This is a genomic window from Pseudoalteromonas sp. EB27, assembly GCF_001974875.1.
Taxonomy (GTDB): domain Bacteria; phylum Pseudomonadota; class Gammaproteobacteria; order Enterobacterales; family Alteromonadaceae; genus Pseudoalteromonas.
This window is the reverse complement of sequence record NZ_MTQD01000016.1, coordinates 1-13,014: the sequence shown is the minus strand read 5'-3', so window position 1 is coordinate 13,014 and position 13,014 is coordinate 1. Positions and strand designations below refer to the sequence as shown.

Sequence of the window (13,014 nt, the reverse complement as noted above, 5' to 3'; positions counted from 1 at the left end):
GCCGATAATGAAAAAATTATTTCAAAAAAATAGCGAAACCGTTAATTTAAATCGTCGCTCGTTTATGATTGGCACTGCTAGCGCAGGTTTAGTCATGGCGTTTGCCCCTGCGTTATTTTCGGGTTCGCTCAGTGCAAAAGAGTCAATTGCGCAACAGGCTTTTTCACCAACAATTTGGTGGACTATGAGCACCGACGGCGCCGTAGAAGTAAGTATTGCTAAAGCTGAAATGGGCCAACATATTGGTACTGCTCTTGCGCGTATTGTGGCTGATGAGCTTGAATGTGATTGGGATAAAGTATCAATTACCTACGTAGATACTCATGAAAAATGGGGCTTTATGGTAACGGGTGGTTCGTGGTCTGTATTTCAAAGCTTTAAGCCATTATCTCAAGCCGGTGCTGCAGGTCGAATTGCATTAATGGACGCAGGAGCGAAAATGCTCGGCGTACCTACAGATAAATGTCGTGCTGAAAAGGGCTATATTATTTCAGGCGAAAAATCGGTTAGTTACGCTGACATAGTCAAAAAAGGCGAGTTTAATCGTACATTTACCAGTGATGAAGTTGCAAACCTTCCACTAAAACCTGCTAATAAGCGCCATTTAACAGGGCTTAAACAAGACTTTAAAGCGCTTGATATACCAGCCAAAACAAATGGCACTGCGGTATATGGTATAGATGTAGAAGTTGAAGGCATGCTGTACGCGCGACCAGTAATACCGCCAACCCGCTATGGCAGTACAGTAACAAACGTTGACGATAGTGCAGCAAAAGCTATTAAAGGTTACAAAGGCTATGAAATTTTAAATGATCCTAGTAACACAGTGCAAGGCTGGGTTGTTGTATTAGCTGACAGTTACCCAAGCGCCATTAAAGCAGTAGATGCTTTAAAGGTGAGTTATAAAAAGGGTGAGTCAGCAAATATATCTGAAGATGATATTCAAAAAGAAGGTAAGCGATTATGCGAGCAGCGCGACTCGGGTACTTTATTTGTTGATGAAGGTGATATAAAGAAAACACAAGCAGACGCCAGTGAGTCGTTAGAATCAATGTATACCACAGCGACAGCGAGTCATTATCAGCTAGAGCCACTCAATGCGGTTGCAGAATTTAAAGACGGTAATTGGATTATTCATACTGGTAACCAATGGCAGTCACTTACGTTACCTGCGCTTGCTAAAGCACTTGAAATAGAACAAAACAAAGTAATTATTCGTCCTTATTATTTAGGTGGTGGTTTTGGCCGTCGATTATTTGGTGACTGGACTGTACCTGCAGCTCTAACCGCAAAAGCAGTAGGTAAACCAGTAAAACTGGTATTTACACGAGCAGACGATAGTTTATTCGATCAGTCTCGTTCTGCATCTGCTGCAAAAATGACGGCGTCGTTTGATAAAAACGGTACTTTTACTGGTTTAGAGCATGCATTTGCTGCAGGTTGGCCTACTAAAGCTATGGCACCAGGGTTTTTATCACCGGGTGTTGATGGCAAAGGTAAATTTGATGCATTTTCGGCATCGGGCGCTGATCATTGGTACAGCATGAGCAGTCATCGTGCACGCGCTATTAATAACGAGGTTGCACAAAGCACCTTTACTCCAGGTTGGTTACGTTCAGTAGGACCAGGTTGGATTGCATGGAGTCTTGAGTCGTTTATTGATGAAATTGCCCATAAGCAAGGCAAAGATCCAGTTCAATTTAGAATTGAAATGTTAGACGGTAAAGGCAAGCAAGCAGGAAAAGCACCTGAGAGTGTAGGTGGAGCACTGCGCTTACGTAATGTGCTTAAAACAGTGTCAGACAAAGTAGCTTCTGTTAAATTAGCTAAAGATGAAGGCATTGGCTTTTCTGTAAGCTCAGGGCAAGAACGTACTATGCCAGCATGGCTTGCAACCGCAGCGCATGTTCATGTTAACCGTGATAGTGGTAAAATAACGCTTAAAAAGCTTTATGTGGTTGTAGATGCGGGCTTAATAGTTCATCCAGATGGCGCACTAGCGCAAATTGAAGGGTCGTTACTATGGGGCAGCAGCCTTGCATTGCATGAATCAAATACGTATAAAGATGGACAGGTATCAGCGACTAACTTTAATACTTATTTACCGCTAAGAATGCAAGACGTGCCAGATATTGACATTGAATTTTTACAAAGCGATGAATTTCCAGTTGGTTTAGGCGAACCTGGCGTTATAGGGGTGGCTCCTGCGATTGGTAATGCTGTATTTAATGCAGTAGGCGTGCGTTTACGTGATCTACCAATGAAGCCAAGCGAACTTAAAAAAGGCTTAGAAGCGTAAAACAAAAATAACTAAAGGGGTGTGCTTTATGCAGCCCTTTTTAGTTATTAAATATATTTATGTAATTATTATTTATGTATCAATAAGTAGCGTTGTTTATACCAATTCGCTTAATTAAATGATTAAGTATTATTGCAAATTGGTATTAGGTTATTATTACTTGTTGATATTAGTTAAGGTTTATTTATGCTAATCGACCCAACAGGGCGAGAGTTTAGTTACTTACGTTTGTCTATTACTGATGTATGTAATTTTAAGTGTGTTTATTGTTTACCAGATGGTTATCAGGGGGGGGCAGACCGTGGTTTTCTCACAATTGATGAAATTAGCAATACGCTTAAAGCGTTTGCGCACCATGGTATTGAAAAAGTAAGGATCACTGGCGGAGAGCCAACTCTTAGAAAAGACTTTATAGATGTTGTTCGCGCGGCAAAAGATGTCGCGGGCATAAAAAAAATTGCAATGACTACCAATGGTTTTTCTCTTCATAAGAATATCCACGACTGGGTAGATGCGGGCTTAAACGCCATTAATGTAAGTATTGATAGCTTAGATCCGCGCATGTTTAACACCATTACTGGGCATGACAAATTTACCTCAGTAATGAAAGGTATTGATACTGCGCTCGAAACGGGTATTGATTCGGTAAAAATAAACAGTGTGCTGATGAAGCAATACAACGCGAAAGAGTTTGATACATTTTTAAATTGGGTTAAACACCGTCCCGTTACTATTCGTTTTATTGAGTTGATGCAAACAAACGACAACAAAGCCTTTTTTGATGCTAACCATGTATCTGGGCAAGTTTTAAAAACTCAGCTATTGCAAACGGGTTGGCAGCAAGTTGCGCGTAGTGCATCAGCAGGTCCTGCTCAAGAGTTTGCTCATCCTGATTATCAAGGCAGAATTGGTTTGATCATGCCTTACAGCAACGACTTTTGTAGTACCTGTAACCGATTAAGGGTTACAGCAAAAGGGAACCTGCATTTGTGTTTGTTTTCTGAAGAGGGTATTTCGCTAAGAGAATATATGAACGACAGTTCAAACAGTAAATTAATGGCGTTGCTATCTCGTTATATTAAAACCAAAAAGCCAACTCACCTTTTACACCAAGGCAATACAGGTATTACGACTAATTTATCAATGCTAGGTGGCTAGCTTTTAAAGCTACCTAGAAAAGTAAAAGCACTAAACGTGTTCCTAAAAAACACTACATTATCCCTAAAAGGTAAATAACTGGTTGTATCTACATGGTTTTATATCAACAAAGCTTGTTAAATTGTATTTTCACGTTAAACTTACTTTTATTTTTATTAAGTGATTAGAATGGATATCGCCGCCCTTAATAGCACTAAATCATTAAGGAAAGACGTTCTGCGAGGAATGTGTCTTTGTTTTGGTTCTTTATCGGTAGGATTTGCGGGTTTTAATTTAACCGTAAATAACTTTCCATTGCTTGGCTATATCGAAATCTGTTTTTCTATTTATTGTATATTTACTTATATTTCACTTATACGCCGTCCACTACAGTTTTGGCAATCCTTGATAATGTGTGTGCTCATAACGCTAATTGTTATTTTGGGTACATCTTTAGCATCGCCTCGTAATGCTGTGTTTGTATGGTCGTTTGCATTACCTATTTTGTACTATCTGTTATTAGGTAAACAATACGGTGTAATTTTCTCTGCAAATTTATTAGTTATCCAAGTGTTTATTTTAGGGAGTAAGTCTACTCTTGCCCCTTTTGAAAATTTTAACCTATCTCTTAATTTAATCTGTGCTTATTTTAGTATTTGGGCGATTTCTCATGTTTTTGAAGGGAGCCGCTCACATTTTTCAAAGCGCCTTAAAAATTTAGCATTACTTGATCCGCTAACGGGTGCAGGTAATCGCCTTTCAATGAACCACTACTTTGAAGTTGAACTACAAGATAAATCACAGCTATATTTGTTTTTACTCGATTTAGACTTTTTTAAGCAGATAAATGATGAGCATGGTCATGGTGTCGGTGACCAAGTACTTATCGAAGTGGCCACTTTACTAAGAGTTGAGCTTCCTAGAGGGTATGTATTTAGAGTAGGCGGTGAGGAGTTTGCTTTATTTAGCGCTTTTGCAAATGAAGAGGCCGCACTTAATACCGCTGAACAAATAAGGGCACGTTTTGAAAATACAACATTTGACATTGACGGCCTTGCTATTAATGTGACAACAAGTATTGGTGTCGCAAAATGTAAAAGTACTAATTCATTGGAAAGCTTTGTAAACCAAGCGGATAAGCAGTTATACAAAGCAAAACAGTTTGGCCGCAATAAAGTGTATTGTAAGTTTAAACAAGAACACGACCGTGAGGCGGTAGTTGCTTAAGTAGGGTCACTTAGTACATTTGCTCAAAATTGGGGATCCCATTTTCCCAAATCGGTTTGTCTTTTCCTAAATGCTCGCGCACAGCATCAAAAAACAACCGGGTCCTTACTGGTAAATCTCGATGCGGATATACGGCATACATCGCACTAAACTCCATGAGTTTCACATCTGTTAATAAAGGCACTAGCTTACCTTGTATTATTTCATCACCAATAATAAATGCTGGGGCGACAAAGTAAGTTGTGCCCGATAACGTTTTCATTAATAATGACTCTGCATCGTTTGCACGAAACACACTTTTTATTTTTTGCTCGCAGCGTTCACCTTTACTATCGTAGTAATCTATAGCTTCTACTCGAATAGAATTACTGGCATAGCTTGCTGCTGGTAATTGCGCTAACTCTTCCATTGTTTTTGGCATACCATAAGTTTCAATAAACTGTGGCGCAGCTAAAATTAATAACCGGTTACGCGCTATTTTACGTGCAATAAGTGACGAATCTTTAGGCTCACCTACACGAAAAGCCAAATCAAATCCTTCAGAGACTATATCTACTAATCTATCGTCTAAACGTAGTTCAACTTCTACTTGAGGAAAGCGTTTTTGAAAATCATTAAGTACAGGTTGTAAATAACGACGACCAATAAGTGTTGATGAAGTGATTTTTAACACGCCGCGCGGTTCTAAATGGTAGTTTTCGGCCATGCGTACGGTTTCGCCAAGCAGCTCTCTAAGCTCTGCGGCTTTTTTGATCATTTCGGCGCCTGCCGCTGTGAGCGAAAACGAACGCGTTGTGCGGTTAAGTAACCTAACGCCTAACTCATCTTCTAAACGGCTAATTTGCTTGGATATAACAGAGCGATCTATGTTGCGTATTTCTGCAGCTTTTGCAAAAGAGCCTTGCTCAACCACTTCAAGTAACATTAAAAGTCGACTTGTTGTATCCATTATTACACCTTAATTAACCTATTGATGCCATTTTGGCATTAATGAATTTAAAAATCTATGGTTTTTACACACGGGTTTAATCCGTATTATGCGAGGCTAATCAACAATGGAGCGTCTTCATGAACAAACATCTAATTGCTGCTGCACTTACTGCGGCATCTTTAACACTAGCAGGTTGTGCTGATGAGAGCACAGCTCAATCAGCACCTGCACAGCAACTTCAACCAATTGATGTAGCACAGGTGCTTGTTAAGCCGGTACAAAGCTGGCACACATATACAACGCGTTTAGAGTCTCCACAAGAAGTTGCCTTAATGCCGCGTGTATCAGGAATCATCGATAGCATTGAATTTAAAGAAGGCGATGTGGTTAAAGAAGGCGATGTTTTATTTCAATTAGATGCTCGTCCATTTGCTGCTGTGGTTGCTAGTTTAAAAGCGCAAATCAACAGCGCAGAAGCTGCCTTAGAGCAAGCTAAAAGTGAAGACAAACGTGCGGTACGCTTATTAGACCGTAAGGCAATTTCTACTGAGCAAGCACAAGCGCGTACTTCAACACTACGTCAACGCGAAGCACAGCTTTCTGCACTTCAAGCACAACTTACCTCAGCAGAGCTTGATTTAGAATTTACGTCAGTTGTATCACCAATTGATGGCATTATTTCTCGCGCAAATATCACTAAAGGTAACAACATACTTGCGGGTCAAAGCGTATTAACGTCAATTGTTTCAAACCAAGCTATGTACGCTTATTTTGATGTTGATGAACGCACCTGGAATAGCTCTTTCAGTGATGTTACTGCTGCGAGCCATCAAACTGTTGTAATGCAAAAGGTCGGTCAAAGCGATTTTGCATACAAAGGCTACATTAACTTTATTGATAACCAAATTAATTCATCGACAGGTACATTACGTGTACGTGCGGTATTTAATGAAGATAGCAATCAACTACGCGCAGGCTCGTTTGCACGTATAAAGCTGGCTGCAAATTCTATTAGCGACGCGATTATTATCCCAGAACGTGCAATTGGTACCGACTTAAAAAATCGTTTTGTATTAACGGTTGGCGAAAACAACGTACTTGAATACAAGCTTATCACTACAGGTGAGCGTTACGGTGCATTACGTGCGGTTACATCAGGCCTTAATGAAGGTGATGTTATTGCCGTAAATGGCCCTGCTCGCGTAGGCCCTGGTATGCCAATCTCTCCGCAAACCGTAATAATTGATACCAGCGGTGTAGCATTTACATTGTCAAACGACAACGCACAATTTGTGGCTAAGCAATAAGGTTTATTGATGAAATTTTCGCATTTCTTTATACAGCGCCCAATATTTGCGGCCATGCTGTCATTGGTTATTTTAATTGCTGGTGGTATATCACTATTCCAATTACCAGTAAGTGAATATCCAGAAGTAGTTCCTCCAACTGTTGTTGTTACCGCTAACTACCCGGGTGCTAACCCAACCGTTATTGCGCAAACAGTGGCAACACCGCTGGAGCAAGAAATTAACGGTACTGAAAACATGTTGTATATGTTTTCGCAAGGTACAAGCGATGGCCGTATGACATTAACGGTGACCTTTGCGTTAGGTACCGATTTAGATCGTGCTCAAGTACAAGTACAAAACCGTGTAAACAGTGCACTTCCGCGTTTGCCAGAAGAAGTACAACGTTTAGGTGTTGTAGCCGAAAAATCATCGCCAGATTTAACCATGGTAGTGCATTTATATTCACCTGAAAAAACGCACGACACAGCGTACTTATCTAACTATGCCGATTTAAACATTAAAGATGAAATTGCGCGTTTACCGGGTGTAGGTGATATTCGCATGTTTGGTGCTGGCAAATACTCAATGCGAGTATGGCTAAACCCAGATGCACTTGCTGCACGCGAATTAACAGCAACAGATGTAGTAACAGCACTTCGCTCGCAAAACCAGCAAGTTGCTGCCGGTAGCTTAGGTGCGCAACCAATTTCAAACGACAGTCAATTTCAAATATTGTTAAACGTTAAAGGTCGTTTAAACAGTATTGAAGAATTTGAACAAGTTATTATTAAAGTAGGCGACGAAGGTCAGTTAACGCGTTTATCTGATATAGCCCGTGTTGATTTAGGTCAAGATACTTACTCACTACGTGCAGAGCTTGATAACCAACCAGCTCTTGCAATGCCAATATTTCAGCGCCCTGGTTCAAACGCTATTGAGCTTTCCGATCAAGTACGCGAAACAATGGCGCGCTTATCTAAAGATTTCCCTACTGGTGTTGAATACGACATTGTGTACGACCCTACAGTATTTGTTCGCGGCTCAATTGACGCGGTAATTGCCACTTTGCTTGAAGCAATTGTGCTGGTAGTTATTGTTGTTATTGTATTTTTACAAACGTGGCGTGCATCTATCATTCCGCTAATTGCTGTGCCTATTTCACTCATTGGTACGTTTGCAGTAATGCAGTGGTTAGGCGTATCAATTAATACCTTGTCGTTGTTTGGTTTAGTACTGGCCATAGGTATTGTTGTAGATGATGCGATTGTAGTTGTTGAAAACGTAGAGCGTAATATCGAAAATGGTTTATCGCCACTTGAAGCAACCCGCGTTGCAATGAGCGAAGTAACAGGCCCTATTATTGCAATTGCGTTAGTACTAAGTGCTGTATTTATTCCTACTGCGTTTATTACCGGTTTATCAGGTCAGTTTTATAAGCAATTTGCACTTACAATTACAATTTCGACGATTATCTCAGCGTTTAACTCACTCACGTTATCGCCTGCGCTTGCTGCATTGTTACTAAAATCGCATGATGCAAAGCCAGATGCGTTCACGCGTTTACTCAATAAACTGTTTGGTCGTTGGTTGTTTAAACCATTTAACCGCGTATTTAACCGTGGTGCTAAAGGTTACGAAAAACTGGTACAAAAACTAATTCGTATGACTGTTGTTGTTATGGTGGCTTACATTGCACTGGTTGGCGGCACAATTAAGTTATTTGATTCTGTACCAGGTGGCTTTATTCCACAGCAAGATAAACAGTATTTAGTGGCTATTGCGCAGTTACCTGACGCTTCAAGCCTTGACCGTACTGAAGATGTGCTTTCTCAAATGCAGCAAATTGCATTAGAAGTACCAGGCGTTGCCCACACAGTTGCATTCCCTGGCTTATCAGTGAACGGTTTTACTAATAGCCCTAACAGCGGCATTGTATTTACACCACTTGAAAGTTTTGACAAACGTACCGATCCAAGCCAATCAGCTATGGCGATTGCGGCAGAATTGAATAAACGTTTTGCTGCTATTGATGAAGCCTTTGTAGCGGTATTTCCACCGCCGCCAATTCAAGGTTTAGGCACTACCGGTGGTTTTAAACTGCAAATTGAAGACAGAGCAAACAAAGGGTTTGAAGCCTTATTTAATAGCTTGCAAGCCGTAATCGGTAAGGCGCAACAAGACCCTGCATTAATGGGCTTGTACTCAAGTTTCCGTATTCAAGTTCCACAAATGGATATTGATATTGACCGTGAGCAAGCGCTTATTCAAGGTATTCCACTTGATGAAGTATTTAACGCACTGCAAATTTACTTAGGCTCTGTGTACGTAAATGACTTTAATATGTTTGGCCGTACGTACCAAGTAAATGCACAGGCTGATGCTGACTACCGCTTAGACCCTGATCAAATACTTAATTTAAAAGTACGTAACCGCTCAGGTAATATGGTGCCACTGGGATCTGTACTAACTGTAACACCAACAATTGGTCCTGACCGTGTTATGCATTACAACGGTTACCCAAGTGCAGAGCTAAATGGTAGCCCAGCGCCAGGTTATAGTTCTGATCAAGCACAAATTGCTATTGAAAAAGTACTCGCAGACACATTACCAACAGGTATTGAATATGAGTGGACTGAAGTAACGTACCAACAAGTACTTGCCGGTAACACCATGGTTTATGTATTCCCGTTAGTTGTATTACTTGTATTTATGGTACTTGCAGCGCAGTACGAAAGCTTACGTTTACCACTGGCAATTATATTAATTGTACCAATGACTATTTTCTCAGCCTTGTTAGGTGTGTGGTTTGTTGGCTCAGACAACAACATATTCACCCAAATAGCATTAATAGTACTGGTCGCGTTGGCTTCTAAAAATGCGATATTGATGGTTGAGTTTGCAAAAGATAGACACGACTCAGGCTTATCGCACTTAGAGGCAATACTTGAGGCATGTCGTATGCGCTTGCGCCCAATATTAATGACGTCGATTGCATTTACAGCAGGTGTTGTACCGTTAGTACTTGCCACCGGTGCAGGGGCCGAAATGCGACACGCAATGGGTAACGCAGTATTCTCAGGGATGATAGGTGTAACCGTGTTTGGTCTATTATTCACGCCGGTATTTTATATGTTAGTGACTAACAAAAAAGAGAAAGCGCAGGAGAATACTCATGACTAAATTAATGCAAAAAAGACTTAAAACAAGTCTGACTGCCAGTGCGGTATTAGTCGCTGCGTTTTTAGCCGGGTGTGCGAGTAAAATTGACACCATGAGCGAGCAAAAAGCCGTTAACGAATTTGTTGCCAAAGCTAATATTGCTAGTAACGTTAGCGTTGCTGATGAAACAAACTGGTGGAAAAAGCTTAATTCTGATCAACTGAATGAGCTTGTTACTGGTGCGCTTGCAAATAACTATAATTTGCAAACAAGCCAGCTAACACTTAAAAGTGCATTAGCGCGTTTAGGAGAGCAAAAAGCCCAATACCTACCGCAAGGTGGCGTAAATGTTGGCGCAGCTCGAAGCGATGCACCAAGCGTGTTTGACCGCCAATCAAGTGCAAACGTTGCACTTGATTGGCAGCTAGATTTATTTGGTCGCATAACGGCGTTGGTTGATGCTGCAAATGCATCGGCCATGAGCCAAGCAGAGCAAGTACGTTTACTGCAAATTGAAGTTGTTTCGTCAGTCGTTAAAGGCTTTGTAAGTTATCAAGGCAATGTTGAAAAACAACACATTGTTACGCTTCAAATAGAAGCGCTTGAGCAAAGTATTGACGTTCTTCAAGCCCGTGTTGACGAAGGCGTCGCAAACGAGCTTGATTTAAACCGTACGATGGCGCAGCTTAGGCAGCAACAAGCACTAATGCCTGCTATTGAATATGCAAAATACAGCGATTTATCTGCACTTGCAGTACTAAGCGGTAAGTTAACGCAAAATATTGCTATTGAAAACGAGCAAAGCGTGCTGGAACGTGACTTTAGCGTCGCACTAAAAAACGCTAATAATGCCATTGCCTTACGTCCAGATATTAGCCGTGCGCTGTTTGATTTTAGCCAAGCAAATAGTTTAAGTGTTGCAGCTAGCAAAGCGTTATTACCCGATATTAGCTTATCTGCATTTGCAGGGGTTGTGAGTATAGATAGCACAGGCTTAAAAAATACCGATCAGCAGTGGCAAATAGCGCCGCAGTTACAATGGTCGTTATTAAGCTACCCAGCATTATTAGCACAACGCGACGCGCAGCAGTTTTTAAGTGAAGCTGCTTACAGCGATTATCAACAAGTGGTATTAACTGCACTAAGTGAAAGTGAACTTTCACTGCAATTGTTGGTCAATCAAGCGCAGCAAAAACGCTTTGCCGATGAGCGCTATGACTTTGCTAATAAAGCATTTTTACAAGCACAAGCAATGTACGAAGAAGGTCAAATTCCTTACCTTGAGTTGTTAGATGCGCGCCAGGATGTTTTAATAGCACAAGAAAATGCTGTTGAAACAACAATCACTTCACTGCTTGCCAAAGTAAATGCTTACCAGTCATTTAATGGCCAATGGAGTTATGCGTTAAACGACACTAATAAGTAGAGTTATATTGATGCCAAATACTGAAAATTTACATGAATACATTATCCCGCAAACAATGCGCGCTATTGTACTGCCAGAACCAAATGAAGCAATTGACTTAGCGGATGCTGAGCTGCCTGTTCCTATTTGTGCAGATAACGAGCTGCTTGTAAAAGTAGAGTACGTTGGTTTAAATCCAGTTGATGGTCAATTTGCTAAAACAGGCTTTTGTAAGTGGCAGTATCCACACATTTTAGGCTTAGATGCCGTAGGTGTTGTGGTTAAAGCTAATAAAGGTGTGTTTCCAAATGTTGGCGAGCGGGTTATGTGGCATGCCAACATTGGTGAGCAAGGTGCTTTGAGCGAATACACCAAAGTACCTAACTTCGCAGTGTCGGTTGTGCCAAGCGGTTTAAATCCGGCCATTGCAGCAACACTTCCATGCGCCGGTATGGCAGCACTTATCAGCTTAGATAAAATAGGCATTAGTGAAGGCGATACTATTTTTATTGAAGGCGGAGCCGGAGCGGTAGGGCAGTTTGCTATTCAATATGCAAAACAGCGCGGTGCAGATGTATTTACCACGGCATCAAAGCGTAACCATAAATTAGTTAAGCAGCTAGGCGCTGATGTGGTTTTTGACTATAGCGATAAAAAGCTATGCGAAAAAATCCGCAGAGAACTTGGCCCGCAAGGCTTTGATGCGGTTATTGATACGATAGGTGGTGAGTGTACTCAGCGTAATATTGAGTTAATGCGTTTTTGTGGACGTATTGCCTGCTTAAATCCGCTCCCTTGTTTTGATCAAGACTTAATGTATCACCGAGCGCCCAATATTAGCGTTGTATCGATTGGTGGTGCATGGCTTGCTAATAGTTTATGTGCACAACAACGTTTGAGTTTTATGGGTAACCTGTTACTTGAAGGAGCTGTTAGTGGCGACATTAAACACCCAGAAATAACGCCCGTAGATTTTAGTGCTGAGTCAGTATCGCAAGCGCTTAATAAACAACTTGCTGGTGGTTTTACCGGCAAGCAAGTTGTTAAAGTTGCTAAGTGAAGCGCTTATACAATTTGATTTAAATTTAAGTAGTTTTAGCTAGGTTAACTGATAATGTAGCCTCTACAAATTGAATAAAAACGCAGCCTATTTGTGCTGCGTTTTTTTATGCCCATCAAAAAATAGATGCAGCGCTAGGGTCTGTTGATCTTTCAAGGTTGAATTTGCAGCAGTCTGTTTGGTATTTAGGCAAGGCAGAGCCTATGTAGTGTGGTTATTCCCCATAAATGGGCGATAACGTAGCATAAAGACCAAACATCCACTGCCCTTCGGGTTCTTCCTAGGGGCTATTTACTCTTTGTTGCCTACATGGCTGTCTCTTATACACAAGTCTTTGAATATCGATAAGTCTGTGATCTAATCGATCATCATCACTCATAGATTTATCGTATGCACACAAACACTTCTGAAGAATGGGCTCAATTAATTTTTGGTAACGCTAATTTAGGGGATCCGAGACGCACCCGACGATTAGCTGTACTAGCAAGCGATATGGCTGAGAATGCA

Annotated in this window: 9 protein-coding genes; 8 read left to right on the top strand and 1 reads right to left on the bottom strand. The window is 41.0% G+C overall.

The features are described from left to right. The first annotated feature begins 7 nt into the window (after window positions 1-7). The 3 genes from BW142_RS16710 (at window position 8) to BW142_RS16700 (ending at window position 4,663) form a co-directional block, all read left to right on the top strand. Window positions 8-2,299, top strand: coding sequence for a molybdopterin cofactor-binding domain-containing protein (locus BW142_RS16710; protein WP_076925604.1), 2,292 nt, complete (start codon window positions 8-10; stop codon window positions 2,297-2,299). 186 nt (window positions 2,300-2,485) lie between these two features. Then, on the top strand, window positions 2,486-3,457 hold the full coding sequence (gene moaA / locus BW142_RS16705) for a GTP 3',8-cyclase MoaA (protein WP_076925598.1): 972 nt from the start codon (window positions 2,486-2,488) through the stop codon (window positions 3,455-3,457). 168 nt (window positions 3,458-3,625) lie between these two features. Further along, on the top strand, window positions 3,626-4,663 hold the full coding sequence (locus BW142_RS16700) for a GGDEF domain-containing protein (protein ID WP_076925597.1): 1,038 nt from the start codon (window positions 3,626-3,628) through the stop codon (window positions 4,661-4,663). A gap of 10 nt (window positions 4,664-4,673) precedes the next feature. Here BW142_RS16700 and BW142_RS16695 read toward each other — a convergent pair whose 3' ends face one another. Further along, window positions 4,674-5,612, bottom strand: coding sequence for a LysR family transcriptional regulator (locus BW142_RS16695; protein WP_076925596.1), 939 nt, complete (start codon window positions 5,610-5,612; stop codon window positions 4,674-4,676). Window positions 5,613-5,731: 119 nt separating this feature from the next. Between BW142_RS16695 and BW142_RS16690 the strand changes: the two genes are divergently transcribed. The 5 genes from BW142_RS16690 to BW142_RS20915 form a co-directional block, all read left to right on the top strand. Beyond that, window positions 5,732-6,901 carry an efflux RND transporter periplasmic adaptor subunit gene (locus tag BW142_RS16690; protein ID WP_076925595.1) on the top strand — a complete coding sequence of 390 codons (1,170 nt, stop codon included), beginning with the start codon at window positions 5,732-5,734 and terminating at the stop codon, window positions 6,899-6,901. A gap of 9 nt (window positions 6,902-6,910) precedes the next feature. Then, window positions 6,911-10,063, top strand: coding sequence for a multidrug efflux RND transporter permease subunit (locus BW142_RS16685; protein WP_076925594.1), 3,153 nt, complete (start codon window positions 6,911-6,913; stop codon window positions 10,061-10,063). Continuing rightward, window positions 10,056-11,468 (top strand): TolC family protein, encoded by a 1,413-nt coding sequence (locus tag BW142_RS16680; RefSeq protein ID WP_076925593.1) that lies wholly within the window; start codon window positions 10,056-10,058, stop codon window positions 11,466-11,468. Before BW142_RS16685 ends, BW142_RS16680 begins: the two co-directional genes overlap by 8 nt. 10 nt (window positions 11,469-11,478) lie before the next feature. Then, window positions 11,479-12,507: a zinc-binding dehydrogenase gene (locus tag BW142_RS16675; RefSeq protein WP_076925592.1), complete on the top strand. Its 1,029-nt coding sequence runs from the start codon at window positions 11,479-11,481 to the stop codon at window positions 12,505-12,507. Window positions 12,508-12,897: 390 nt separating this feature from the next. Beyond that, the coding region (locus BW142_RS20915; protein WP_143475947.1) for a transposase DNA-binding-containing protein at window positions 12,898-13,014 on the top strand (117 nt) is incomplete at its 3' end.